The sequence below is a fragment of the Mesorhizobium escarrei genome (assembly GCF_935825525.1).
Taxonomy (GTDB): Bacteria; Pseudomonadota; Alphaproteobacteria; order Rhizobiales; family Rhizobiaceae; genus Mesorhizobium; species Mesorhizobium escarrei.
In genome coordinates, this window is record NZ_CAKXZT010000023.1 from 1 (window position 1) to 25,522 (window position 25,522).

Annotated in this window: 25 protein-coding genes; 10 read left to right on the top strand and 15 right to left on the bottom strand. The window is 61.9% G+C overall.

The genetic code is table 11. The features are described from left to right. Positions 1-606: 606 nt before the first annotated feature. The 4 genes from NMG80_RS01965 to NMG80_RS01980 form a co-directional block, all read right to left on the bottom strand. Complete coding sequence (locus NMG80_RS01965) at positions 607-2,268, bottom strand: vWA domain-containing protein (RefSeq protein ID WP_254016585.1); 1,662 nt, start codon at positions 2,266-2,268, stop codon at positions 607-609. Positions 2,269-2,416: 148 nt separating this feature from the next. Further along, positions 2,417-3,415, bottom strand: a complete 999-nt coding sequence (locus NMG80_RS01970) for a GlxA family transcriptional regulator (RefSeq protein ID WP_254016586.1) — start codon at positions 3,413-3,415, stop codon at positions 2,417-2,419. An 18-nt stretch (positions 3,416-3,433) separates the two neighbouring features. Next, positions 3,434-4,333 (bottom strand): bifunctional methylenetetrahydrofolate dehydrogenase/methenyltetrahydrofolate cyclohydrolase FolD, encoded by a 900-nt coding sequence (folD, locus tag NMG80_RS01975; protein WP_254016587.1) that lies wholly within the window; start codon positions 4,331-4,333, stop codon positions 3,434-3,436. Between the two features lie 123 nt (positions 4,334-4,456). Continuing rightward, the gene (locus NMG80_RS01980; RefSeq protein WP_254016605.1) at positions 4,457-6,568 is read right to left on the bottom strand and encodes a GumC family protein; all 2,112 of its coding nucleotides are present in this window, start codon (positions 6,566-6,568) and stop codon (positions 4,457-4,459) included. Between the two features lie 194 nt (positions 6,569-6,762). Here NMG80_RS01980 and NMG80_RS01985 point away from each other — a divergent pair, with 194 nt between their 5' ends. After that, positions 6,763-8,058 (top strand): lipopolysaccharide biosynthesis protein, encoded by a 1,296-nt coding sequence (locus NMG80_RS01985; protein WP_254016588.1) that lies wholly within the window; start codon positions 6,763-6,765, stop codon positions 8,056-8,058. Between the two features lie 307 nt (positions 8,059-8,365). Here the strand turns inward: NMG80_RS01985 and NMG80_RS01990 are convergent, their stop codons facing one another. The 3 genes from NMG80_RS01990 to NMG80_RS02000 are packed head-to-tail and all read right to left on the bottom strand — an operon-like array spanning position 8,366 to position 11,285. Continuing rightward, positions 8,366-9,289 (bottom strand): DUF6492 family protein, encoded by a 924-nt coding sequence (locus tag NMG80_RS01990; RefSeq protein WP_254016589.1) that lies wholly within the window; start codon positions 9,287-9,289, stop codon positions 8,366-8,368. Further along, complete coding sequence (locus NMG80_RS01995; protein WP_254016590.1) at positions 9,286-10,116, bottom strand: WecB/TagA/CpsF family glycosyltransferase; 831 nt, start codon at positions 10,114-10,116, stop codon at positions 9,286-9,288. The genes NMG80_RS01990 and NMG80_RS01995 overlap by 4 nt, the downstream gene beginning before the upstream one ends. Further along, positions 10,113-11,285, bottom strand: coding sequence for a glycosyltransferase (locus NMG80_RS02000; protein ID WP_254016591.1), 1,173 nt, complete (start codon positions 11,283-11,285; stop codon positions 10,113-10,115). Before NMG80_RS02000 ends, NMG80_RS01995 begins: the two co-directional genes overlap by 4 nt. Before the next feature lie 173 nt (positions 11,286-11,458). On the opposite strand from NMG80_RS02000, the gene NMG80_RS02005 reads away from it, so the two are divergent. The 3 genes from NMG80_RS02005 to proC all read left to right on the top strand — a co-directional run bounded on the left by NMG80_RS02005 (position 11,459) and on the right by proC (position 14,796). Continuing rightward, positions 11,459-12,457, top strand: coding sequence for a glycosyltransferase family 2 protein (locus NMG80_RS02005; RefSeq protein ID WP_254016592.1), 999 nt, complete (start codon positions 11,459-11,461; stop codon positions 12,455-12,457). Continuing rightward, on the top strand, positions 12,426-13,745 hold the full coding sequence (locus NMG80_RS02010) for an O-antigen ligase family protein (protein ID WP_254016593.1): 1,320 nt from the start codon (positions 12,426-12,428) through the stop codon (positions 13,743-13,745). Before NMG80_RS02005 ends, NMG80_RS02010 begins: the two co-directional genes overlap by 32 nt. Positions 13,746-13,980: 235 nt before the next feature. Further along, on the top strand, positions 13,981-14,796 hold the full coding sequence (gene proC / locus NMG80_RS02015) for a pyrroline-5-carboxylate reductase (RefSeq protein ID WP_254016594.1): 816 nt from the start codon (positions 13,981-13,983) through the stop codon (positions 14,794-14,796). Positions 14,797-15,052: 256 nt separating this feature from the next. Here the strand turns inward: proC and NMG80_RS02020 are convergent, their stop codons facing one another. After that, positions 15,053-16,369: an NAD(P)H-dependent oxidoreductase gene (locus NMG80_RS02020; RefSeq protein ID WP_254016595.1), complete on the bottom strand. Its 1,317-nt coding sequence runs from the start codon at positions 16,367-16,369 to the stop codon at positions 15,053-15,055. A 200-nt stretch (positions 16,370-16,569) separates the two neighbouring features. On the opposite strand from NMG80_RS02020, the gene NMG80_RS02025 reads away from it, so the two are divergent. The 3 genes from NMG80_RS02025 to NMG80_RS02035 all read left to right on the top strand — a co-directional run bounded on the left by NMG80_RS02025 (position 16,570) and on the right by NMG80_RS02035 (position 19,460). Further along, positions 16,570-17,343, top strand: a complete 774-nt coding sequence (locus tag NMG80_RS02025) for an SDR family NAD(P)-dependent oxidoreductase (RefSeq protein ID WP_254016596.1) — start codon at positions 16,570-16,572, stop codon at positions 17,341-17,343. A 280-nt stretch (positions 17,344-17,623) separates the two neighbouring features. Beyond that, positions 17,624-18,358, top strand: a complete 735-nt coding sequence (locus NMG80_RS02030; protein WP_254016597.1) for a hypothetical protein — start codon at positions 17,624-17,626, stop codon at positions 18,356-18,358. Positions 18,359-18,539: 181 nt separating this feature from the next. Beyond that, positions 18,540-19,460 carry a YihY/virulence factor BrkB family protein gene (locus NMG80_RS02035; protein WP_254016598.1) on the top strand — a complete coding sequence of 307 codons (921 nt, stop codon included), beginning with the start codon at positions 18,540-18,542 and terminating at the stop codon, positions 19,458-19,460. An 18-nt stretch (positions 19,461-19,478) separates the two neighbouring features. Here the strand turns inward: NMG80_RS02035 and NMG80_RS02040 are convergent, their stop codons facing one another. Beyond that, the gene (locus NMG80_RS02040) at positions 19,479-19,763 is read right to left on the bottom strand and encodes a DUF3606 domain-containing protein (RefSeq protein WP_254016599.1); all 285 of its coding nucleotides are present in this window, start codon (positions 19,761-19,763) and stop codon (positions 19,479-19,481) included. Positions 19,764-20,006: 243 nt separating this feature from the next. Here NMG80_RS02040 and NMG80_RS02045 point away from each other — a divergent pair, with 243 nt between their 5' ends. Both NMG80_RS02045 and NMG80_RS02050 read left to right on the top strand, forming a co-directional pair. Further along, a complete protein-coding gene (locus tag NMG80_RS02045) occupies positions 20,007-20,270 on the top strand; it encodes a hypothetical protein (protein WP_254016600.1) in 264 nt (87 codons plus the stop codon). Between the two features lie 189 nt (positions 20,271-20,459). Beyond that, positions 20,460-20,660 carry a CsbD family protein gene (locus tag NMG80_RS02050; protein ID WP_091595138.1) on the top strand — a complete coding sequence of 67 codons (201 nt, stop codon included), beginning with the start codon at positions 20,460-20,462 and terminating at the stop codon, positions 20,658-20,660. 129 nt (positions 20,661-20,789) lie between these two features. Here the strand turns inward: NMG80_RS02050 and NMG80_RS02055 are convergent, their stop codons facing one another. Then, positions 20,790-20,990 (bottom strand): hypothetical protein, encoded by a 201-nt coding sequence (locus NMG80_RS02055; RefSeq protein WP_036263866.1) that lies wholly within the window; start codon positions 20,988-20,990, stop codon positions 20,790-20,792. 315 nt (positions 20,991-21,305) lie between these two features. Between NMG80_RS02055 and NMG80_RS02060 the strand changes: the two genes are divergently transcribed. Further along, positions 21,306-22,199: a transglutaminase family protein gene (locus NMG80_RS02060; RefSeq protein WP_254016606.1), complete on the top strand. Its 894-nt coding sequence runs from the start codon at positions 21,306-21,308 to the stop codon at positions 22,197-22,199. Positions 22,200-22,402: 203 nt separating this feature from the next. Here the strand turns inward: NMG80_RS02060 and NMG80_RS02065 are convergent, their stop codons facing one another. The 5 genes from NMG80_RS02065 to NMG80_RS02085 form a co-directional block, all read right to left on the bottom strand. Next, the gene (locus NMG80_RS02065) at positions 22,403-22,702 is read right to left on the bottom strand and encodes a DUF1236 domain-containing protein (RefSeq protein WP_254016601.1); all 300 of its coding nucleotides are present in this window, start codon (positions 22,700-22,702) and stop codon (positions 22,403-22,405) included. 512 nt (positions 22,703-23,214) lie between these two features. After that, complete coding sequence (locus tag NMG80_RS02070) at positions 23,215-23,475, bottom strand: hypothetical protein (protein WP_436798528.1); 261 nt, start codon at positions 23,473-23,475, stop codon at positions 23,215-23,217. Next, positions 23,447-23,692, bottom strand: coding sequence for a hypothetical protein (locus NMG80_RS02075; RefSeq protein ID WP_254016603.1), 246 nt, complete (start codon positions 23,690-23,692; stop codon positions 23,447-23,449). The genes NMG80_RS02070 and NMG80_RS02075 overlap by 29 nt, the downstream gene beginning before the upstream one ends. 58 nt (positions 23,693-23,750) lie before the next feature. Further along, positions 23,751-24,521, bottom strand: coding sequence for a Crp/Fnr family transcriptional regulator (locus NMG80_RS02080; RefSeq protein WP_254016607.1), 771 nt, complete (start codon positions 24,519-24,521; stop codon positions 23,751-23,753). A 213-nt stretch (positions 24,522-24,734) separates the two neighbouring features. Beyond that, on the bottom strand, positions 24,735-24,947 hold the full coding sequence (locus tag NMG80_RS02085; protein ID WP_254016604.1) for a hypothetical protein: 213 nt from the start codon (positions 24,945-24,947) through the stop codon (positions 24,735-24,737). Positions 24,948-25,522: the final 575 nt, after the last annotated feature.

Sequence of the window (25,522 nt, forward strand, 5' to 3'; positions counted from 1 at the left end):
CGGCTTCCTCCTTGGGAGGTTTTTTAACGCGGGCCGAAGTCGATCCAGCCCCAACCCTCGTGCCGCGGCCCGCATCGAAAAACCTTCACCTGTGCCGACGTTGCAGCGCGATGTCAGGAAGGTCGTTAACGGGTCATCAGTGCTGGTTGCCGCGAATGTCGACTATCGGGTAGCAAAACGGGTTGATGAAGGTCGGCTTGGGGTCAGCCCACGACATCGGGCCTTGCAGGTTGAATGTCCGCTATCGTTATCCCCTGCACCGCAAGCCGACCGACCGCTAACGGCCCAACTCCGGTCATTCGACAGACATATCGGGGATGGCCGTTCCTGGCGCTACCTGCTCGTTCCGATCGACGAGACGAATAGCAACATTCCACCATTTCGGACGTTCAGCCGACTAGTTCGCGTCGACGCTGCCTGCGAGGTAGAAATGCGAATGCCAGTCCGATCTGTACGACCACAGCGCCGGCCGCAATCCAAGGCCAAGCTCGGCAATTGTGGGGCGTATATTTATCTAACAATCAGTCGATCGCTTCGATACCTTGCGCCTTCAAGGCCGGGCGGGTTCCCATCGCGAGCAATCGACACTGGCGTCGAATTGCGTCCCTACTGCACCGTCAGCTCGGCTCGCTCGCCGGCTGTGATGGTCACGGTGCTTTCCTTCGAGCTGTTGTCCAACTTTTCGGAGACGACCGCATAGTCGCCGGCCGGCAGCGCCGCCTGATATTTCTCGTCATAGGCGTAGCCGAGCGACTTGCGGTTGCCGTTGATGTCCTTCTTCGCATCGAAAATCTCGATCTTCGAAGCTCCTGGCGCAGTGATCGCCAGCACGCCGGCATTGATGGCGATCTTCAGATCCTGGTGCTCACCGGCCTTGACGCTGAACGGCTGCTCGACGACGGCAAGGTCGACCGTCGCCGTCAGCACATAGTCATCGGGCGGCAGATCGAACTTGCTGTCGGGGCCATAGGCATAAGCCACCTCTTGCCTCGTTCCGTCGATCTTCTTCTTTGCCTTGAACACCTTGAAGCCGATGCCCGAACCGTCGGCCTTGTCGCCGCCGGAAATGTAGTAGGCGTTGGCAACGACATGGCCGACGCCGACGACGATATCCTTGTCGACGACCTTGCCGGCAGTGAGCGGGATGGTTTCGGTGACCTCGCCCTGCCCGATCCTGACCGTCACCTTCTGGTCGCCGGCCGGCAATACGACCTTGGTGTCGCCGTAATAGGTCGCGGGCGTATCAACGCCCGGATAGGCGATCACGACAGCCGCACCATCGGCGACAGCCGCTCCCTCACTTGGCCGCGGATGAATGATGAGCGTGCCGGCATTCAGCGTAAGCAGGGGTTTGTAGACCTGGCCCGCCTCGACCGTGATCTTCTGTTCGGTCCCGGCCTCGCCATAGCGTGCGACAATTGTGTAGTCGCCCGGCTCCAGATTGCCTTTGTAGGCGCCGTATTCGGTGGTGACGTAGTCGCCGCGCGTGCCGTCGGACTTTGCCTTATGGATCTCCCAGGAATTGCCGTCGGTGACGGGATCGCCGCCCTCGGCGAGCACCACGGCGGGCATGAAATTGAACTGCGGTTTTTCCGGCGCGGCGGCCGGCTGCGGCGCAGGCGCTGGTTCGGGCGCCGGTGCAGGTGCGGCGGCGATGGTCTCGACCAGCGCGTCCTGCAGCGCCTTCTCATCGGACGCCTGGATGTATTTGCCGCCGGTGTTGTCGGCGAGGCAAGCAACCTGCTTGCCCTCGTCCGCGGTCAGGCCGAAGCCGACGACGTTTACGGTGAAGTCGACACCGGCAGCCCTCAGTTCCCTGCCGAGCGCGCAAGGGTCGCCTTTGCAGGTCTCGAGCCCGTCGGTGATCAGGATGACGGTGGCCTTGTCCTCAGTGTATTTCAGCGCCTCGGCCGCCTGCCTGACGGCTGATGTCAGCGGTGTCTTGCCGATGAATTTCAGGTTGTCGGCGGCAGAGGAAACAGCAGCTGCCGAGCCGGCCTGCGGCGGCACGATGAGCTCGATATCCTCGCAACTGCCCTTCTCGCGATGGCCATAGGCCATGAAGCCGATTTCCTTGTCGGCGGGGACCGATTGCAGCACCGTTCGCAGCGATTCGCGGGCGATTTCGAGCTTGGGCTTGCCGTCGATCTGCGCCCACATCGAACCGGAGGCGTCGAGAACGATGACAACACGGTCGGCGGCAAGGCCGAGCGTCGTCATCCACAACAGTAAAATCGCCGCAGCGATGCTCTGTGCAAGTCCCGCCATGCAAATCTCCCCCCAAGTCAGTCTCTGCCAGTCAGTCTCTCAAGTCAGTCTTGCAAGTGAGGGGGGCGAAGCTATTTGACGCCGCGTCAGGATACAAGTCCGGGCGCCTGGCACGTGAGGGGTTGGCGCGCTGAACGCGCCAAACCACTCAATATGTCGTGCGCCGCTCTTCGGAAGGCGGCCGGCCAAACTGCAGCCGATAGCTCTGGGCAAAATAGGAGTGCGAGGTGAAGCCGGTGGCGATCGCCACATCGAGGATCGGCATGTTGGTCTGGCGCAGCAATTCGCGCGCCCGCTCGAGCCTGAGCCGCATGTAATAGCGGCCGGGCGTCACACTGAGGTGACGCAGGAACAGCCGCTCGACCTGGCGCACCGACAGGCCGGCCGACTTGGCGAGCTGCACCGCCGACAGCGGCTCGTCGAGATGATCGGCCATCAGTTCGACGATGCGCCGCAGCTTTTCCGATTTGCCGGTCAGGTCGCGCTCAGGACCGACGCGCTGGCGGTCGCCCGCGGAGCGGATGCGCTCGTGCTGGAACTGGTTGGCGACGCCGTTGGCGAGGCTCGAGCCAAAATCGCCGCGCACGATCTCCAGCATCAGGTCGATGGAGGTGGTGCCGCCGGCGCAGGTGTAGCGCTTGCGATCGATCTCGAAGACATTGCCGGTGCAGTTGATGTCGGGAAACCGCTCGACGAAGCCGGCGCGGTTTTCCCAGTGGATGGTGCAGCGATAGCCTTCAAGCTGGCCTGCCTCGGCGAGCAGGTAGGAGCCGACCGACAGTGCGCCGAGCGCGTTGCCGCGCCGGCCCCAGCTGCGCAGCGCCGCCAGCACCTTGCTCTTGCCGGGAAACTCGGTCGTCAGCCCGACCGAGACGAAAAGAATATCGACCGGCGGCAGATCGGCGACAGCGTAGTCGATCTTGAGCGGCAGGCCGTTGGAGGCCATGACGGAATCGCCGTCGGCCGACACCGTCGTCCAGCCATAGAAGTCGTGGCCGAGCAGCCGGTTCGCCGACCGGAACGTGTCGATTGCGGCGGCCAGCGAGAACATGGAAAACTTGTCGACCAGCAGGAACCCGAACTGCCGGCCGCCGTGAACGGGATCGTTGGTGACCGGCCGCTCTGAGGGAACAGTGAGGTTCGGCAAAGCTGAGGCTTTCCAGGTTCAGAAAGACGGCCGTTTCAATCCGGCCGCGAGATAGGCGGAAGCTAGCGTGTTGGCCATCAGCATGGCAATGGTCATCGGTCCGACGCCGCCGGGCACCGGCGTGATGGCGCCGGCCGTTTTCGCCGCTTCCGCATAGGCGACGTCACCGACGAGACGGGTCTTGCCTTCGCCCTTTTCTGGCGCCGCGATGCGGTTGATGCCGACGTCGATGACGGTGGCGCCTGATTTGACCCAGTCACCCCTGACCATTTCAGGTTTTCCGACAGCGGCAACGAGAATGTCGGCGGTGCGCGCCAGTGCAGCCAGGTCCTTCGTGCGGCTGTGCGCGACAGTGACCGTGCAGTTGGCGGCAAGCAGAAGATTGGCCATCGGTTTGCCGACGATATTGGAGCGGCCGACGACCACCGCGTTGAGCCCTGAAAGATCCTTGCCGCGCACACGCTCGATGAGCAGCATCGAGCCGGCCGGCGTGCAAGGCACGAAGGCCGTCTCCAGTTCGCCGGTGCCGAGCTTGCCGACATTGATGAAGTGGAAGCCGTCGACATCCTTTTGCGGCGCTATTGCCTGGATGACCTTGCCCGCATCGATATGGCCAGGCAGTGGAAGCTGCACCAGGATGCCGTTAATGCCGGGATCGGCGTTGAGTTCGCCGATGATAGCAAGCAGTTCCTGTTCGGACATCTCGGCCGGCAGCGTGTGCTGGACCGAATGAAATCCGCATTCCTTGGCGGTGCGGGATTTGGAGGCGACGTAAACCTGGCTCGCCGGATCCTCGCCGACGATGACCACGGCAAGACCGGGCTTCTGCGCGCTCTTTTCCATCAATTCGATCGTCAGGGCCTTGACGCGCCGCACCACGCCCTCGGCGACGCTTTTTCCGTCAATCAACTCGGCCATCAACCACCCTCGACATCGTTCTGCTTCGGGCGGCATTTTCACGAAAACCCGACCGGGCAATCCCGTCAAAGCGCCGTCTTATGCCGCTAACTCGAAACCGATGGCTTTTATTCTCTTCGGCGCTCAGAAATAGCGCCGCGATCGGCTTTCGCTGAGTTCGCGAACCGCTTCGCGGAATTCGCGCAAGCTGGTTCGGATTTCCTCGATGGAGGCTTGCTGTTCAGCCGCTTTCGAAGCCTGACTTGCCTCGTCCGACGAGGCTCGGGGATGCTGCTGCGGATGAGGTACCTGTCCGGCATGGGGCGGAACGGGCGGCTGGTATGCCTTACCTTCAATGGGTGTCCGGCGCCCTTCTGCCCTGCGGCGTGGCCGCGAATCGGCGGTTTCGCGCAGGCTCGCATAAGCGCCGCGCATGGCGCCGAGGCCGACACCGGAAGCAAGCCCTGCCAGCAGGCCGGCAAGCACCGTCATGGCGCGCGATGGTCCGTTCGGCTCGAGCGGGGCGAACGCCTTGGAGATCACGTTGATGTTGGCGGTATTGATATCCTTCTGCTCCCCGGTCTCCCTGGCGCGCAGAAGATATTGTTCATAGACGGAGCGTTTGGCGGCAGCCTCGCGCTCCAGTTCGCGCAGCGTGACGAGGTCGCTGTTGACGTCGCCGCTGCGGACCTTCAACTGCGCCAGCCGGGAGGCCAGATCCTGTTCGAGCTGCACGGCGCGCCTCAAGTCGACCTGCAGCGACGAGGCGATGCGGCGCAGTTCCCCGGCGATACGCTCGTGCGATCCGGCAAGCTGGGCATTGAGCGCCTGGAGCTCGGGATGGCGCGGCCCGAGCCGGATCGCGGCGCGGTCGGCCTCCTGCTTGAGCGTCGCATATTGCGAGCGCAACTCGCTCATGGTGTTGGAATTGATCTCCTCCGGCAAGGTGCCGCTCAGAACCGAATTCACGTCGATCGAGCGCGCCGACGCCGCGCGGGCGTTAAGTTCCAGCGTGCGCGCGCGGGCGATGGCCAGCTGCTGGTTGAGCTTGAGCATCTCGTCGTCGCTGATCAGATGGCCTTGCGCGTCGACGAGGTCGTGCGCGGCCCTGAAATCCTCGACCTTGCGCTCGGCCACTTCGACGCCCTTGCGCAGCTCGTCAAGCCTGCCGGTCAGCTCGTTGGTGGCGCGGCCAGCGGTGTCGGACTGGATCTGACCGAAGGTCTGCAGAAAAACGTCCGTCATCGTGTTGGCGATAAGCGCCGACTTCTCGCCATTTTGCGTGGTGGCGCTCACGGAGATGACAAACGTCTTGCCGCCGCGCTCGACCGAAAGGCTCTCCGCCAGATTGGCGACGGCCAGCGCACGGCGGCGGCCCTCACCGGCACCCGGCCCGTCATTGCGCGACAGCATCGACCGGATGAGCGTCGTCATCCCCAGGCCACCGGAACCTTGCCCGTTGAACTCCGGATCGTTGACGAGATTGAGCTTGTCCACGACCTTGTTGAGAACGGTGCCGGAGGTCAGCACGCGAACCTGGTTTTCGACAATGGCCAGCGTGGCGTCGGACGCAACCACCGATTGGGTGAGGTCGCGGTCGGTGAGCTTCAGGTCGCGCGGGTCCACGATCAGCTCTGCGGTGGCTTCGTATTTCTTCGGCGTCGACAGCGCGATGGCGACGCCAAGCGTGGCGCCCAGTATCGTCATGGCGACGATCAGCAGCTTCGAGCGGGCAATGCCGCGGACGACCTGCATCGGATCGATCAACGGCTTCCATCTGTCATCCTCCTCACGGGAAGATCGCTGCTCGTCACCGGCGTATCGAGAATCGAACGCGGCGTATCGAGAATCGGCATCGGAACGCCGGTGCTCAGAAACACCGGCTGCAACCGGCTCGTCCCGCTGCCTGGCCTGCGCATCGTCCGCTTCAGCGACGTCGTCGGTCTCAGTCCGGGCAGCCGAAGCCGATGCACCCTTGGGTTGAAACCGGCTTGTTTCATTGTTTACGGATAAATCCGGGTTCACCCAGCGTTCCGGGGTCGCCGAGGGCTCCGGGGTGGTCGAAAATTCCGGTTGCGCCCGCCCCTCGCGACGCAAGCGCGCGCGGCGATGGCGCGTTGCGGCATCCTCGCGCCATGACCGGTCTGCCCGGTCGCCGATCGCAACCAGCGATGGTTCTTCGCCGCGCAGCGCCTGGCCGAGCGCCAGCAACGACCGCTCGCGCTTCCAATCTTCACGGTTTTGCCTGTCGACCATTGTCGTGGAGCTTGCCCTTTGCGGCTTGGACGCGCGCTCAGCCATTCGTTAAGCCACGCTAAACAGGCATAGGAAACAAAAGGTTAATTTCCCTGCCTTGAAGACAAGGTTTCCCTCTTGGGTTGTGCCCTACTTGAAGGCATCGAAAGCGTCCAGAACCGCGTGTTAAACTTTCCAGCCTATGTCTCCGACAGATGACTGAGGCAGGCAACATCCCGCAAAGACGGCCTCTCGCCCGGATCGGCGCTTTCGTGACCGGGCGACGGGGGCTGGTTCGCGACTATCTTTCGGCGATCAGCGGCGCCGGCGGGCGGCTGGTGTTTTCGCTCGCCTATTTCATCGCGCTGGCCAACACGCTGTCGATAGCCGAATTCGGCATGTTCGCCACCGCTTCGGCGGCCGGCGTGATGCTGTCGCGCATCCTGGCCTTCGGCTTCATCTCGGCGCTTTACCGAACCGCCACCATCCGCCCCAATCTGATCGGCACCTTCACGGCCGGCTTCCTGCTGTTAGGCGCGATATCGCTGCCGTTGCTGGCTGCCGCCTCCTACGGCGTCTACCTGGTCTTCTTTGCCAGCACCGTGCCGCTGTCGGTGTTTGCGGCGATCGTTTTTGCCGAGGCGCTGCTGTGGCGGCCGGTCGAGGTGGCGCTGATCGTCAACAACGGTCTCGGCAAATTCGGCCGCGCCGCCCTGCTGACGATCCTGGCGACGGCCCTGCGGGCGCTCGGCGCCGTGCTGTTCATGGTCGCGGCGCAGCCGACCATAGCGGTCTGGTCCTGGTATTACATCGGCGCCAACGCCGCCTCGCTGCTCATCGCCTTCGGATTTTTCTATCCGCGCCAGCGGCTGCGGCTGCGGCTGGCGCTCTATCTCAGGCGGCTCGCCGATTCCATCTACGTGGCCGGCGCAGAGGTGTTGTTCTACCTGCAGATGGAGTTCGACAAGCTGCTGGTGCTGGCGATCGGCGGCCCGCACCTCGCCGGCATCTATGCCATCATCATGCGGCTGGTCGACCTGACGGCGATCCCGATCCGCACCTTCTCGATGATGCTGGTGCAGCGCATGATGCGGGCGCCGGAACTCTTATCGCGCCTTTCGGTCAAGAGCGGCATCGAAGGCGGCGTGTTCCTGGTCTCGACGCTGGCGCTGGCGGCACTCGGCATCGTGCTGCATTTCTTCCCCAACGCGCTGGGCAGGAATGTTGCGGAGGCCGCCCCTCTGGTGGCGCTGGCGATCTGCGTGCCGGGCCTGCGCAATCTCGTCGAATACCAGGCCGAGCTTCTGTTCGCGCGCGGCCAGACGCTGGTGCGGGCGATCAACCTGGCCCTGCTTGCCGGGCTGAAGGCGGTGCTGCTGACCTATGTGCTCACCAATATCCCGGACACGCCCGATCTGGTGCTGTCGCTCAACGTCGTCTTCCTGCTGCTCTATCTCGCCTCGGCGCTGCTCACCTATTCGGCGATGCGCAGGCCGGCGAAGCCGGTGTAGGGGGCAAATTCGATCAGTTGGCTGCTATCGATGCTCCATGCCCGAGGTTCACGAGATCGATCTTGCGTACATATTGTCAGTCTCTCTCAAGGACAAAGCTTGATCGCTGGAACTGAGCTCCGCCCAGACCTCGAATTGCCGTTACCTCAGCCAAAGAATGCAGCGGCTGAGGATCAGCTGACCCCGTAGCGATCCTGTCAACCGGAACCGTAAAGCGTATTTCGGGTGGCGGAGGTCAAACCGGAAGGACGCTTTTGCGGAACGAAGGCCTCCAGTGTTGTCCTTTCAATGTGATCGCGCCCAAGCACTAACCGAGCCCGATCAGGCGGCGGATGCGGCCGACATCGGTGCCGATGAAGGACTGCATGCCGATGGCCACCTGTTGCGGCGCCATGGAGGCGACGAAACGGCGGAACTCGTCATCCGACAGCGCCTCGCCGGTCCAGTGGACGCGACAGAACTCCTCCGAGCCATGGAAATGGCCGGCGCCGTCGAGCACGTCGTCGACATAGCGGCCGTAGATCATGCATTCGGAGAATTTGCGCGCCGCGCCGACCACCTCGACCCAGTTGCGGCCATGGATCTTCTCGATCCGCGCGCACAGCGCCGTCACGGTCTGGCGGCGCCAAGCAATCAGCGTCGAAATGTAGTCGTCGGTCGAAACCTCCGATGCCTCGATGCCGAGCGCCGAGCCGGCATTGCGCGACCAGATGCGGTGTTCCTCATGGCCTTCAGCCGACAGCACGCCGTCGCGGCGGAACAGCCGCACCTTGCCGTCGCGCCAGAAGGCGCTGCAGTCGAAAGGTTTTAGGAACGCCACGTCGGAATCGCAGAAGATCAGCACGTCTTCGCCGGAGTGCGCCGATATCGCGATGCGGCGAAGCTGCTGCACATGCCAGCCGCGCAGCGGCATGGTCTTCAGGCTGAGCCAGATGCGCCGGCGGAACAGGCTGAGCGGATCGTCGAAGGCATGCAGCCAGCGCGGCAACAGGTCCCGCTCGTCGACGATGGTGCGGCGATTGTTCTCCAGCTGACGAAACAGCGCCACGTCGCGATGCTCGACAAGAATATAGTGGTGCGCCACGCCGGAAACGTAGCGGTCGAGCGTGTCGCACAGCAGGCGGCAGCGCTCCAGATCCGGCGCATAGCTTGCCGTCACGACCGCCGCCGACGGCGTCCGGCGAAGGAAATCGGCCTCGGTATCAGGGCTCGGCACGAACCGGTTGTTCAACGGCTTGCTCCGGGATCTGCTCCGCGGCCTGCCCCAGGGCGAGTTCCGGCAGGAGCGGGCCTCCGCAAGAATTTCTGGCCGATGACGCGCCACAGGAACAGGGGATTGCCGACCACATAGCGGCGCCAGAGCCGGCCCGGTTCGATCCACAGCCGAAACAGCCATTCGAGCCTGAGCTGGCGCATCCACAGCGGCGCCCGCGGCACCGTGCCGCTCAGGAAGTCGAGCAACGCGCCGACGGCCACCGGCAGCGTGCAGTGGCGCGCGTCGATGTGGCGTGCGATCCATAATTCCTGGCGCGGCACGCCCATGGCGACAAGCAGCACGTCCGGCCGCAACCTGGCGATGCGATCGACGATTGCCGGCTCCTCGGCGGGAGAGAAATAACCGTCATGGATGACCACGAACCGGTGCTGCAACGCGAGCGCTGCCAGCTTCTTCGACGCCGCCTCGGCGTTGACCCAGGTCGCGCCGAGCAGCCCCACAGTCAGCGGCCTGGCGGACGCCTGCAGGAAGGCAGGGATGAAATCGGTGCCGTTGAGGTTGTCCGGAAACGACGCCCCATAAAGCATTTTCGCCGCCAGATCGACGCCGACACCGTCCGGCAGGATGAGAAAATCGTCGAGCGCCTCGGCAACGACCGGGTCCGTATAGGCGACATTGGCGTTGTGCGCGTTGAGAAAGGTGACCTTGGTGAAGCGCCGCTCTGCAATCAACCGGGTCAGCAGCGCGACCGCATCGTCCCAGCCGATGGCAAGGACCGAGATGCCCAGGATCGATCTCAAGCTGTCGGCCCCGAAAGCGGCGCGGGCGTTGTGCATATTCATGCGAACACCTCCTGGCCGACGGGCCCGAGCTTGTCCAGGCCGAGCCTGATTGCGGCATCGAGCGCCTTCAGCTGCCGGCGGTGGAAAGCGCTGCCGTCGACTCCCCTGACATCGGCCACTGCTGCTTCCAGGGCGCCGGCGAAGGCGACCGGATCATCGGTCACCACGCAATTGACCGGGCGATGGTCGATGCCGCGCAGCGAATGGCTGGTGGCGACAGAGGGCAGGCCGAGCTCGAAGGTTTCGATGGTCTTGAGCTGCACGCCGCTGCCGGAGGTGCTGATCAACGGGATGACGGCGGCGCTGCGCACGAAAGCCTGCGCGTCCGGCACGCGGCCGACGAACTCGACTCCGGGATGCGCGGACCTGAGGTCCGACGGCATGCCGCCAGCAATCCTGACCCGGAAATCGGGCCTGAGATGCGGCACCACCTTTTCCAGGAACCAGTCGAGGCCGATGCGGTTCGGCTGCCAGGTCCAGGTGCCGATCAGGGCCGCGTCGCAGTCGACGCGGCGCGGGTTTTTTTGCACGGGCGGCTCGGCGCAAGTCACCAGCGGCAGCACCGCCGAACGGTCGTCGGAGGCGACGCCGAGTGCTGAGCGATCTTCTTCGGCCAGCGTGAAGACGAAGCGTGCCCGGCGGCATAGCCGTTCTTCCACGAGCTTGAGCAGCCTTGCCTCACGGCGAAACAGCAGGCGCTGGAAAAGACCGTCGGCGGCAGCGGCGTTCTCCTGCGCCGAACGATGCTCGACATTGTGGGCGACGAAGATCGACGCTCGGTCGCCGAAAAGCCTTTCGAAGGCGCCGGCGAACTGCACGGAGTTCAAGACATAGCCGTCGAAAGGGCCGGCGCGTTCGACGGCGGCGCGGACCTCGCTGTCGTTGACGACGCGCAGCTTGACCGACGCGAAAGTGAGGCCGGAGAGCATCGCCCTTGCAACCCAGGCGAGCTTTTGCAGCGATGAGGCGGTTTCTGTGCGCACATCGACGGCGCCGAGCACGATGGTGTTTTGCGGATCGCTCGCAGGCTTGCCCGGCCAGGTGAAGCCGATCACCGTGACGCGCTCGCCGGCGCGCCGCAACGCGGCGATGATCGCGGCATTGGCGATCTCGTAGCCCGAGGCAAGAGCACCGTCGGGCACGATCGATGTGGCGAACAGCAGATGCATCTCACCTTTCCTGAGCGGATACAGCTAACAACGCGCGGTGAAGTCTTGATTAAGTGAAGCTATTTGGTGGCCCGGCGTTGCCGATTTGCCGGCTTGTCCGCGAAGGTGATTAACGAAACGTTATCGTCGCGATGCTATCGAGAGCCAAACTCACCATCCCGGGCTGGACACGGATGATCCCTTTGCCATCGGACGGTTCGGTATCGATCGCAGGGCGGTCGCCGGGACTTGTCGCCGCTGCCGTCGAGGCGGTCGTTACGCTGCCGACCTTCAAACGGCCCGAGCAACTGCTGGCGACGCTTGCATCGCTCAAGGCCCAGGAGACCGGCAGACGCTTCGCAATCATCGTCATCGAGAACGAAGCCGAGGCGCGCGCCGGCGCCAAGGCGGCGCTGCCGCTGTTCGAGCGCGGCGACATTGCGGGCATGGTGATCGTCGCGCATGAGCGCGGCAATTGCAGCGCCTACAATGCCGGCTGGCAGACGGCGATCCTGCACTTTCCCGGCTTCAGCCACCTGCTGGTCATCGACGACGACGAGATCGCCGATCCGCAGTGGCTCGAGCGCATGTGCAAGGCGGCCGAGACGCTCGGTGCAGACGTTGTCGGGGGCCCGCAAATGCCTGTGTTTGCCGACGCAGCCCATGCCAGATGGGCCGAGCACCCGGTCTTTGCGCCACCCTATCGGCAGACCGGGCGGGTGCCCGCGCTGTTTTCCTCCGGCAACCTGCTGGTTGGGCGCAACGTGCTCACCGCCATGGGGCCGCCCTTCCTCGACCTGAAATTCAACTTCATGGGCGGCGGCGATTCCGATTTCCTAAGCCGGGCGGTACAGAGAGGTTTTGTGCTTGGCTGGTGCGCCGAGGCGCAAGTGCATGAAACAGTTCCGGCCCGACGCGTCGAGGCCGACTGGATCCGTGCCCGCAGCCTGCGCAACGGCGTCATCTCGACATTGGTCGAGAAGAAGAAACGGGCCGGCACGCCGTTCGCCGGCATCAGGGTTTTTTTGAAGAGCCTGGCGCTGCTTGCCGTCTCACCGTTTCGCGGCGCGGCCAGGCTGGCGCGGACGGGGTCATTGGCGACAGCCTTGTACCCAATCCATGTCGCTGTCGGCCGCGTGCTTGCCGAATTCGGATACGCCAATGAGCAATACCGGCAGCCTGAGAAGAACTGAACGCGCGCCGCTCAGCGCGGCCTTCACACGCGACGGCGTCGCGACCGCGATCGCCGCGCTGCTGTTCACCGTCATCCTGGTGTCGTTCCGTCCGTTCCAGCCGGCCGGCGCCGAGATGACCGGCGACGGCGGCGACATCGTCAACCAGCTCGGCTTCGGCTCGCTTGGCGCGATCTCGGTCTTCTCGCTCATAGCTTTCGCCGACCCGCGCGTGGTGCGTTCGCTGCTCAGCCCTTGCTGGCTGCTGATGCTGGCTTTCCTGATGCTTTCGGTGGTGATGGCAACCGATCCGCCTTCGGCAATGCGCGCCGCTTTCTTCACGCTGATCGGCATTTTGACGATGGCGACTATCCTGGCGCTTCCGCGCGACGCCGAAGCCTTCTCGAAAGTCATCATCTTCACCATCGTCGTCGTCATGGGCCTGTCCTATATCGGGCTCATCGTCTTTCCAAACGAGGCGCTGCACACCACCGCATCGCTAGAGCCGGAACATGCCGGCCTGTGGCGCGGCGTGTTCACCCACAAGAACATCGCCGGGCCTGTCATGGCCTGCTTCAGCTTCGCCGGGCTGTACCTCTACCGGCGCGGACAGCGGCTCTGGGGCGCATCGATCTTTTGCGCGGCGATGATCTTCATGCTGCACACCGGTTCCAAGACGACGGCCGGACTGGTGCCGTTTTCGATCCTGATCGTCGTGCTACCAAGCCTGATCGGCATGCGGCTCGGGACGCCGATCCTGTTCGCGCTGGCCATCATCGCCGCAGCGATCGGCACGCTCGGCATCGTCTTCCTGCCGCCGGTGAAGCATCTGGCGGCACTCTATTTCCCCGACCTGACCTACACCGGGCGCACGACGCTGTGGGAGTTCGCCGGCGAGATGCTGGCGGAGCGGCCGTGGACCGGCTATGGCTTCGAGAGCTTCTGGGGCACGCCGCTGCTGTTGAACCAGGACCAGCCCTACGACCGGGCCTGGGACATCCGAACCATCGTGCACGGCCATAACGGCTACCTCGACATCGCGGTGCTGATGGGCATCCCGGCGCTGTGCGTGGCGGTCTACACGTTCCTGATCGCGCCGCTGCGCGATTACATGCGCATCCCTTTGCGCAAGGAGAACATCTTTCTCGGCGACTTCTTCATGATGGTGGTGCTGTTCGCGGCGCTGAACGCCTTCCTCGAAAGCTTCTTCTTCCATCGCGCCGATCCGGTTTGGCTGTTCTTCGCGTTCGCCATGTTCGGCCTCAGGCAGGTGTCGCTGCGGCCGATGGCGGTCCGTGGTCCGTCCTGATCCTCCGTCCCAACAGGGCTTCCCCGCCCCGCCACGAACGTCTATGGGAAGCCATCTTTTTGTTTGAGCATCGGATTTGCCAAACCGGTACCCACTTTTGGCTCCGATGCCTATTGAGCATCGGATTGTCCCAAAACCGATACCCACTTTTGGGTCCGATGCTTATTGTTTGAGCATCGGATTGTCCCAAAACCGGTACCCACTTTTGGGTCCGATGCTCTAGCGGAGGTTTTCTATGACGATCAGGCTTGTTCTCGCCGGTTGCGGCAATATGGGCCACGCCATGCTCTCGGGCTGGCTGCAATCGGGCAAGCTCCCCCCGGCGGCGGTTTTCGTTGTCGAGCCCAATGCCGATCTGCGCAAGCGCGCCGAAGCGCTGGGCTGCAGTGCTGCCGCGGACGCCGGCGGCATTCCGGCAGATGCGGTGCCGGCCCTCGTCGTCATGGCGGTGAAGCCGCAAGTGATCCGCGACGTCACTGCCGCCTATAAGCGCTTCAATGACGGCCGCACCACCTTCCTCAGCATCGCCGCCGGAACGCCGGTCGCCACTTTCGAGGCCATTCTGGGCGATCGCGCGCCGATCGTGCGCTGCATGCCCAACACGCCGGCGGCGATCGGCAAGGGCATGATGGTGGTGTTTTCCAACCGGCTGGTCTCCATCGATACGAAGCGTTTCGTTGCCGACCTGCTTTCGGCGAGCGGCGAAGTGACTGATATCGATGACGAGGGCCTGATGGACGCGGTGACGGCGGTGTCAGGGTCTGGCCCGGCCTATGTCTTCCATTTCATCGAAGCACTGACCGTGGCTGCCGAGAAGGCCGGATTGCCAGCCAAAACCGCCAGGCTGCTGGCCGTGCAGACGGTCTATGGTGCCGCCTCGCTCGCCGCCGATAGCGGCGAAGATGCGGGCGTGCTGCGCCAGCAGGTGACCAGCCCTAACGGCACAACAGCCGCCGCACTTGCCGTGCTGATGGGCGAGGGCCGGCTGACAAAACTGCTCACCGAAGCGGTGGAAGCTGCGCGGCTGCGATCGATCGAGTTGGGAAAGTAGCTAAAGCCGGTCGGCGAAGGTCGACGATCAGTTGCAGTAGCAAACGTTCCGTAGCGATCCTTCGCGCCCCCCTCTGCCCTGCCGGATATCTCCCCCACGAGGGGGGAGATTGGCAGCTTCGGCGGTCCACTCACTACTGCGATGTTGGAGATTGGCGAAAGCCGGCGTGACGTCCGATCTCCCCCTAAGTGGGGGAGATGTCCGGCAGGACAGAGGGGGGCGCTGTCCCGCCGGCATTCAAATTTCTGCACCCAACTTAGCCGCCCCCATACAGCATCTCGTCCTGCAGCCGGCGCAAGGCGAACAGCCTGGTGGTCGGGTCGGGCGCGGCATTGGCTAATGTCAGCAGCTCGCCCTTGCTGACCGGTCTCAGCACCTTGCCGCCTTCGAGCAGGCCGACCGGCACGGCGCGGTTGGCGCGGGCCTCTTCGACAGTCATGGTCCAGGAGCGGTAGCAGGTCTCGCCGATCGCGTCGAATGTCTCTCCCGCCGCCAGATCGCGCTTGGCCACGGCGCAGACCTCGGCAACCGGCCTCGGCAGCGGCACCATGTCCGGCTTGCCGTAGAGCGCGATGCGCGCGGCGGTGAGCGGCACTTCCAGCGAGGTCAGATGATAGGGCCGGAAGAAGCTGTAATAAGGTCCATGGCCGATATGCAGATCGTTCATGCGCTCGATGATGCGCGGATGCGTGGCCTCGACGATGACGAACACGCCGGGCGCCACGCCTTTGCCGATGGTGTAGTCGACGACGCCCTTCCTCGACAAGATGCCGCCGTCGGCGTGCGGGATGAGCACCTTGGCCAATTCATCGCGGTCGGCCCTGGGACCGTGCATGCCGGCAATGTCGGGCACCAGCCCGGTGGCGTTGGCGATGGCGCACATCTCGACCATGGTCTTCGAGCCGTCGACGAACTCGACCAGCATGCGCGGGTTCATGTTGCGGCGCAGCGCTTCCGCGCGATAGTCGTCAGGGATGGCGCCATGGTTGAGCGGGTTGTTCTTGCCCTTGCCGGCCGAAACGATGGTGTAGCCGAGCGCGGAGGCGAACTCGATCAGTTCCATGCAGCTCGACGGCTCGTCGCCGGCGCCGACCGAATAGACGACGCCGAGCCGATCGGCCTGCTGCTTCAGATAGCAGCCGATGGTGACGTCGGCCTCGACATTCATCATCACCAGATGCTTGCCGTGCTCCATCGCCATCAGGTCGAAATCGGCGGCGACGCCGGGCTTGCCGGTGGCGTCGATGACGACGTCGATCAGCGGATTGGTGACCAGCATCTCGTTCGAGGTGATGGCTATTTTTCCGCTCTCTATCGCCTCGCTGAGCTTCGACGGCGTATCGGCCTCCCGCGCCATCGCCTCATCGCCATAGGCGATGCGGACGGCATCACGCGCGGTGTGCGGGCGGCGGGTCGAGACGGCGCACACCGAAATGCCCGGCATCAGCATGCCTTGCGTCACCAGGTCGGTGCCCATCTCGCCGGAGCCGATGACGCCGATGCGCACCGGTCGGCCTTCCGCGGCGCGCTTGGCGAGATCGCGGGCAAGCCCGGTCAGGGCGACATTGGTCATGCGCAAGTCCACTGCTTTTGGTTTGAACGGGGAATAGCAGGGAATGGTAGCCCTTTGCCAACAAAACCGGCCGCCGTCGGCAATTTCTTGCGGCTGGCTTTCGCACCGCGAGTGGATAGTCTTCCGCCCAGTTGCTGTTCAGAGATGGAGGAGACCGCTCTGTCGGGCGGCGCCCCGACAGGGCTCTCAGGGAGGTTGAGATGACAAACGAGTTCACGCCGAAATTCGATCTGGCTGACAAGGTGGTGCTGGTCACCGGCGCCTCGCGCGGCATCGGGCGCGCTTGCGCGCTCGCCTGCGCCGGCTCCGGCGCCGACATGATCGTTGGCGTTCGCAGCGCGGCCGACGGCGCGGATCTCACCGCCGAGATTGAGCGCATCGGCCGGCGCGCGCTGGCGGTACAGATGGACCTCATCGATCTGGCGACGGTGCGAAAAGCGGTTGCCGACGCCTACGCCGCTTTCGGCCGCATCGACGTTCTGGTCAACAATGTCGGGCTCGGGCCTGAAAACCTCGCCGAGAACGTGACCGAAGCGGATTTCGACCTCACCGTGAACGTCAACCTCAAGGGCACGTTCTTCACCACCCAGGCGGTCGGGCGGCTGATGATCGAGCAGAAATCCGGGCGCATCATCAACATCAGCTCGCAGGCCGGCACGGTGACGCTGAAGGGCGAAGCGATCTACTGCATGACCAAGGCGGCAATAAACCACCTCACCCGCTGCCTCGCGGCCGAATGGGCGCAGCACAAGATCACCGTCAACAGCGTCGCGCCGACCTTCGTCTGGACCGACGGAACACGGCCCTCGCTCGCCGATCCGGACTTTCATGCCCATGTGCTTGGGCACATCCCGCTCGGCCGCATCGGTGATCCGATCGATGTCGCCGGCACGGTGGTGTTCCTCGCTTCGCCCGCCGCGTCGATGATCACTGGCGCGAATGTACTGGTCGATGGCGGCTGGTCGGTGGCGTGAGCGAACGGGTCGTCGCCCAATGCCAGCCAACACCGCTCTAGAGCGGGATGCGTTCACATTGAACTGGGCACCCGCTCTATCTGTTTGGCCGCATTTCTGCGACGCCAAGTGATTCCACTTGGCTGCAAAATGTTAGCCCCGACCAGCTCGCCACGCTTACGCAGTCATGCCGTCGGAGCGCCGGCAGGTGGCCGGGCATTACCAAGCGGCAACTTGACAACGGTCCAATCTTTCAAGTTGAGTGAGATCACGATTAATAGTGAACCGGCAAAAGACAGACATGGGCGACACAGATATGGCATGGAGCGAAAGAAAGACCGATTACGGCAAAGGCCACTATTTCAATCAAATGGGACTTGCCCTGCTGGTGCTCGTCTTTCTCATCGCCCTGTCGCTCGCTTTCTTTCCCGAAGACGTCAGGAAGTTTTACCTCAGCGAAGGCGGTCCAATTGAAGTCTTCTCGGCCGCCGGCTACCTGATCGTCGTGGCAACGCTTGTGCGGGAAATGTCCTATCGGGACCTGCTCAGGCGGTGGTACCTTGTCGCCATCCCGATCGCGATGTGCCTGCGCGAGTTGGACTTCCATGCGCATTTCACCACCCACAACATCACCAAGACCACCCTCTATATTTCGCCTGACGTTCCGTTGTTGGAAAAGCTAATCGGCGCGACGGTCGTTATCGCCCTCACCGTTGCCTTCTATTTTCTCCTCAAAGACGGCCTCCGTGGCTTTGTCCACGGGCTTCGCCACGGCGAGGCAACTGCCGTTGCCATCGTCGCCGCTATCGGTTGCGCCGTCCTTTCGAAGGTCATCGACGGGGCGCCGTCAAATCTCACATTTCTCGGCATCCACCTCACCCGGATCGATGCCTCGACAGTGTTCGAGGAAATCCTCGAATTGGGGATTCCGATCTTTCTAGCCATCGCGGCATTCTCGGCTTTCCCGACGCAGGATGGTTTGGCGAAAAGAGCCGCGGGACAGGTCGCACCGAACAAGCCAAGATCCGTCACCTAATTCCTCTGCACAGAGGATTTGGTTTCTTGGACTGTGCCTGAAAGGGACTGGGGACGTTCGCTGCCGACCGGCCTCCGCCGCCAATCCTATAGAGGTTTGCCCTATAGAGGTTTGCAACCTGCCACGCTCTGGTCCGCCGCGGTACTGCCTCTATTTGCTTGAGAAGCAGGTGAGGCAAAACATGTGGGATGTGGCGAAAGAGGCTTGGACACTGCTTAAGGAGAGCGTCCTCGGTTTCATCAATGACAATGCCTTGAGCCACGGGGGAGCGATGGCGTTTTATGCCACGACCTCGCTTGCGCCGATCCTGCTCATCGTTGTCGCCATCGCAGGCTTGGCCTTCGGAAACGATGCGGCACAGCTGGCGCTTTCGGCCCAGATGGCGGGCCTGATGGGTCCGCAGAGCGCCGAACTTCTGCAAGCGACAATCGAGGACGCGTCACACAAGGAGGCGGGAACTCTTGCGAGCATTTTGGGGCTCGTCACGCTGCTGGTTACCGCATCCGGCGTGTTCGGCGAAATGCAGGTTGCCCTCAACGAGATCTGGAAAGTCAAACCGGGCGGCACATCGATTTCACGTCTCGTGCGGGCACGAGCTGCCAGCCTGGGTCTCGTCGCGGCGCTTGGCTTTCTACTGCTCGTGTCCCTGGTCGTAAGCGCGGCAATATCGGCGCTTGCAGATATCATCAACGCATATCTGCCCTTTGGCACCCTCATCCTCAGCGCTATCAACGGGATCGTTTCGTTTGCGCTGATCGCGCTGTTGTTTGCGGCAATCTACAAGGTCCTGCCCGACCGCGCGCTGCAATGGCGCGACGTCGGCGTCGGCGCCGTGGTAACGGCATTTCTCTTCACGATCGGCAAGTCGCTGATCGGCTGGTATATCGGGACCAGCGCCGTCGCATCGTCATACGGGGCAGCCGGTGCACTGCTCGTCGTGCTGCTGTGGATCTTTTATTCGTCCGTGATCTTTCTGTTGGGCGCCGAATTTACACGAGCTTACTCGGTTCGACATGGCAGCCGGTCCGATCTGGAGGCGACCATTGAAGCAAGTAAATCGCGAACAGAAGCCGGCGGCGGCGGCCAGGATCGAAAAGACTGAATTTCTTAGGCAGGCTGCTCACTGTCTCCCTAAGCCATTTCCGGCATCAACACCGGCGCTAAAACGCCCGGCGCGGCGCCCTGAGGCGAGCATGGTTTTGGGGATATCCGGTCGAAGCGACGTGCGAAGTTCCTTCGCCGCAGCCACCAGCTTGGCGCGGTCGCTTCCATACCTCCTGATCAACTGATGGACTTGCGCCGGGGTGATGCCGTTCTGCCGGGCAAAATGCGTTACCACATAAGCCTCGCTGCCGGAGATCCGATCCCGGTGGCGTGGGTAGAGCTTCGCCGCGTCGGCTGCCATGCTTACTCTCCTTTGTCGCGTTTGCTCACGATGTATGATTGGCCAACGCAAAACGGGCAATTTCGTTGCCACATGCGACACCAAAGCGCTTTACGCCGCAGGCCCGAACGCACGGCCAGGCAATCGGACCGACGCACGCACGCCCGTTGCTAAGTCCTTACGCCGATTTTTTCGAGACTCAGCCCTGATTTTTCGGGACTCAGCCCTCGGGCACGCGCATGATATGGGCAGGGAGGAAAAGCCATGCGCGAATTGCCAAAGAGCATTGACGCAGACGTTGTCATCGAAATCAGCAGGTTGCTCGACGACCGTGCGAAGTCGGCACCAGTGCCAGTCCATAAGCTTGCCTCGATGATCTCGAATAGTGTCGAGACCGACTTGCCGACAGCGTCCATTGAAGAGTTGATCGTTGAAATGGCCATGACCCGTCAACTCCCGATGCTGTTCGATCTACCGGACACGGAAACGGACAACGTCATATCGATCGCCTTGGCGCGCGCCAGCTGATCCGGCTGGGGAACCTTCCCGTCGCGTGTGATTTCAAGATGCGGATCGTCGCATCCTGCTCAAATTCGCCCCGCTGGCTTCGGCCGGCGGCTTTTGCTGCGTCGCCAAGAATAATCGTCATCGGCGGTCCGCCGACGGGAACGTGTGGTGTCCATTTGCATTTCCCTTTGAGCAGCAAAGGAGGAATTCATGAACTGGGATCAGATCAAGGGAAAATGGATGCAGTTCAAAGGTAGGGCCAAGGAGCAATGGGGTGACCTCACCGACGATGACCTCGACCGCATCGAGGGCAATCGTGACCAACTCGCAGGCCGTATTCAGGAGCGGTATGGAATCGCCAAGGAAGAGGCAGAGCGCCAGGTGGACGACTGGTCCAGAAGCCTCACCTGAGTCTTCAATATCCAGGCTGCGCCGTCGATAGGCGCAGCCTCGACATCATCCAAATTCACGCTCGGAAATGAGGTGCATGCGACGGTGGCGAGCTGATGTGCGCCAGCCGTCGCTCCCGGATTTTCGGAGCTAGCGCGCCGATTGTCTCTTGGCTTGCACGGCGACGGCGGTGAGGAAAGCCGTTGCGGCAGTATCGCACGCCGCTCGGGACGGGCTATAGGCGAAAAGGATCAGCTCGGCAGCCCTTGTCGTAAGGCCGTGCTTTTTAGCGAAAGCAGTTATTTCGTAAGGCTTGTCGTGGTCTATGGCCAGCTCGTAGTCTTCATTCATTGCTTCCTCCCGTTTGCGACGTTCCTCGCCTTGGCCTTTCCGTGGCGCAAGGATTAACTTCCCCGGCCTTGAGAGAGTCTACCAATTGGAGATTGCAAAAGGCCTGCGGCGCACGTCCGCTGCTTTTTTCGCGGCTATGCTCCCAACGGAACCAGGAGCAGCGGGCCAGCATGCATGATCACTTCGGCGCTAGCCGTGCCGGTCTGTTCATCAATCCGCCTGGTACGCCGTATTGAGGGCAGCTCCATTTTGTCCGCTGCACATCAAAAAAGCTTATATGATGGCGCTGATATCGCAGGTGGTCGACGTAAGCCAATGCCGATCTTTTCAGTCAAGCACACGACCGTCTATCGCTATACGCAGCCGGTGACGTTCGGCGAGCACCGGCTGATGTTCAGGCCGCGCGACAGTTTCGATCAGCGACTTCTGGATCACGCCCTGTTTGTCGACCCTGAGCCGAAAGAGATTGGCTGGATCCACGACGTTTTCGGAAACTGCGTTGCGGTCATCGACTTCAACGGCTCGGGCGACGAACTGCGTTTCGTCACAGACATTCGGCTCGATCACACGCCGCAGCATGCGCCTGATTTTCGTATCGATGACGCAGCACTCAGCTATCCATTTTCCTACGATCCCGACGAGGCAACCGACCTCACCCAAACGATCGAGCGCCATTACCTCGATGACGGCGACGAGATCGGCAAATGGGCACGACAGTTCGTGAGCGCCAAAGGGCACACCGAGACGGGCAAATTGCTGATGACACTTTGCTACGCCATCCACGAAAGTTTTGTGTATTCGCGTCGAACTGAATCCGGGACGCAACCGCCTCTCATGACCTTGCACCTGCGTCGAGGCACATGCCGGGACTTTGCGCTGTTCATGATGGAAGCGGTTCGTTCACTCGGTTTTGCCGCCCGTTTTGTGACCGGTTATGTCTATGTGCCGAACCGCGACAGTGCTTCTGTCCTCGGCGGTGGGTCGACGCATGCCTGGTGCCAGGTCTATTTGCCTGGCGCGGGTTGGGTCGAGTTCGATCCCACCAACGGCATTGTCGGCAACCGGGACCTGATCAGGGTGGCTGTGGCCAGGCATCCCGGGCAAGCCATTCCTCTTTCCGGAAGCTACTGCGGCAGCGCGTCGAGCTTTCTCGGCATGACGGTGGAGGTCAAGGTGGTGAAGGAAGCCGGCAATCACCAGTATCAGTAAAAATCAGCATTTCCAATATACTCGGAACTGTTCGCGGGAGTTGCTCGCCGGTGTCTGTCGGGATTTGGCGCATTGGGCAATCACGCCGTTGCATGACTATCCAGCGCGATATTGCACCTTCCATCTCTGCGCCATCGGGATGTCGAGAAGGCGCCAGCCCGCCACACCTTTCGGCATGACGGGCTTCAGCGTGAGGGGTCACGTCAGTCGTAGACCTTCACAATCTTGCGGGTACCTGGATCGACCAGGACGGTTCGGCCATCGATGACGACGTAGCGGTATTGAACGTCCGGCACCTCGTAAAGCTCGACTGTTTCGGGCAAAGCTGTGCCGATGTTGAGCTCCACGCCGGGAAGGCTGAGTGATGCCACCGGTTTCTTTTTCACGTATTCCCGGATCACGGTGTCATGCTCGGGTTGAATAATGACGTCCTGAGCGGCGGCGGCGCTGACACCGACGAGCAGAAGGATGCCTGCCGCAGCCAATGTAAGTTGCTTTCCCATAATAGCCTCCAAGCAACCTTCAGCTGCGGTGCTTGATTGCTGCCGCGGCGGGTTGCATGGTTATCTCAACGATGCGGAGCAATTCTTGTTCCACCGGTTATGCGCGAACCGGCTGCCACGGCGTATTAACGCCGATGTTTGGGGCGCCCGCGAACGCCCGCTCAAGGCTTGGTTTCTTCTTGAGGTGGCGCGCTTGGGACTGGACAATCAGCCTGTGGCCATTTTTCACACGGAGAGGGCTTGTCGCCAGCGTCGCCATAACGTTCCACGAGTTTTGCGAAGCCGTAGGCGAAGGCGGAAAGCAGCGCCAGGATAACCACTATGCGAGCGGCCATACGGGATTATAGCAGGCTCCCGCTCAGGATTGATCCAGTATCGGCTGCGCTCGGCAGGCCGGCGACGCGCAAGTCCGCTCGGGAAACCTGCGGCCCCGTCGTCGCGGACGATCTGCGCTACCAGCCTGGTTCCGCCGTGAGAGACCGAGGCGCCGCTATGCTGCTACCCAGAGGCGTCTAGAGGGCCGCATCAAAATCGATCGCAAATCCCGCGTCGATGGCGCTTCGCGCAATGAGATCGCCGATTTGCCAATCCGTGAGTTCGCAAAGTGGAAACATCTTCCTCACGGCAATGGTCACTTCGAATATCGAGACGCTCGGATTGTCGACATGATCGATCAGGTAGCGGACAATCGCCTGCCGAACATCCAATGAATTTGGCTTCTGCAGCGGCGCGGACATTTCGGGCCTACGAATGGAGCCGTGGTTCTGGGCCATCGGCTGTTTTGGCGTCGAAGGCGACGGGCACGCCGTGCACCACGCATGCTGCCGCCAGCATCTCCTCCAACTCGTGATTGGTGGCCTTGCAAGCCGGCAGGAGTGTTCGAATCGCGCGGATCGCCTGCGCGATCGAGAGATACCGAGCCTTGCCTCTGGAAAGGACATAGGCCTCCGCCGCGCCTTCAACCGTGACTGTGTGAAAAGTGTGGCTCATCAACAGTTCCTCCCTGCCAACAATACGACTTTCGTCTAACATGCGGCGGCCTTCAAGCTTATGTCTGATATCGGACAATCAGGCGGGCGGAGGCTGGGCCGAAGTGACGTTGCTCCTCGTCGCCATAGGCACCATGCGTGAGCTTTATCATTCCGGCACGGTCGATGATTGTGATCTCGCCGCGCCTGGCGTGAACCAGCCCCCGATATTCCAGCATTTGCAGCGCGGTGGTGACCCCGGGGCGCCGGGCGCCGAGCATGGTCGCCAGAAATTCATGCGTCAGCTGGATCTTGTTTCCCTCGGTCCGATCGTGGACCATCAGCAACCAGCGGGCCAGCCGTTCTTCGATCTTGGAGTGGCCATTGACCAGTGCCGTCCGCGACGACTGGACAAGGAAGGCGTGGGCATAGCGAAGCAGTGACTCGCGAAGCGACTGGCTCTTTGCCACCTCAGAGCGAAGATTCTCAACCGGCAGGCACCAGCCATTGCCTGCGACCTGGATATAGGTCTCGTTGGGAGAGCTGTCCTGGCCGAGAATGACGGCAACGCCTGTCATGCCATCATAGCCAATGATCCCGACTTCACTCTGCCGCCCTCCAGTCATGGTGGCGACAACCGAAGCGATACCCGCCTCTGGAAAATACACATGCTCGATCGGCTGATACGGCACCTCCAGCTGGGCTTTGAGGTCCAGTTGGACATGGTGCATCGAAGGCAGCAGCAGCGCGAAATCCTCTGGGGAGAGGGTTTTCAGCACATGATTGCGAGGAAGGGACACGGCTCTCTCCCGGACGGGCAAGAGCACGTACCCTCTTACTGTCGGCTGCATCCGCAGCACTGGCGGCCGATATCGAAGCATAGGTTGCAAACGCGTGATTGGCAAAACCTTCGCCAGCCGATTTGTGCCACAACCGGCGCGCAACCGTGCGCACGGAACACCTGGCGAACATACTTTGCCGGGCATGTGCCACAACCGGGCGCGCAACTCTATCGCGTCGCAGGTGGCGCCACGCGTACGAGATTTATCTCTGGAGCTGCGTATTCAAATAGCCTCCTTGATATTATTTATGTCTTCTTCTGTGCCAGTGAATACTGATTTTCTATCAATTTCTGCTGAATAAAAGAAGTTACGATCAAACACATAAGCCTTTATAGAGTCGTCGAAATCCCATGGCATTCCGATAGGCTTAGGAATTCCATTTTTGTCAGTAGCAAGACCGTCTATGCCGTATCTATCCACCGCCGCAATTGTCAAATCACCAGTTCCACCTGGTAGGGGAGAACGTAGCAACGCTGATCGAATAGCTCTTATCCATCTACTTTTCTCCAGCCCTCATGACCTTGCCCGAAACAAACGATGCCCGCTACGTCCGCTGCCACAGGCTTGGATCGAGAGACATACGCCAAAAAGAAGAAGCCATGCATAGAAACCTACTCGCTTTGGCCGCATATGCGTGGAATCCAGTTTCCAGGAAAAATTGGGCGCACAGCGCCCCACTGCCAAAGGGCCGAAGGTCTTTTGGGATGACAAGCCGAGCAAAGTAGCGGCCGTCGCGATTCAGAGATTTCGAACTCGCACCGCCGTCAATTCCTTCCATTTGTTACGCGATTTGTAACATCAGAATGGACAAGAGGCCTTGCATGTCAAAGGGTTTGAGCGATTTCAAGGGGATAGGCTGGTGCTGCGAGAGAGGATTGAACTCGCCTACCGATCCGCCAACTTACTGATTCTGTTTATAATTTTCTTGCCGCCAATCCCACCTGTGTACCACCCTTGTGTCTCCGCCGCAAGCGATACCTGACACTGGCAGATGGGGTATTCGGCTTGCG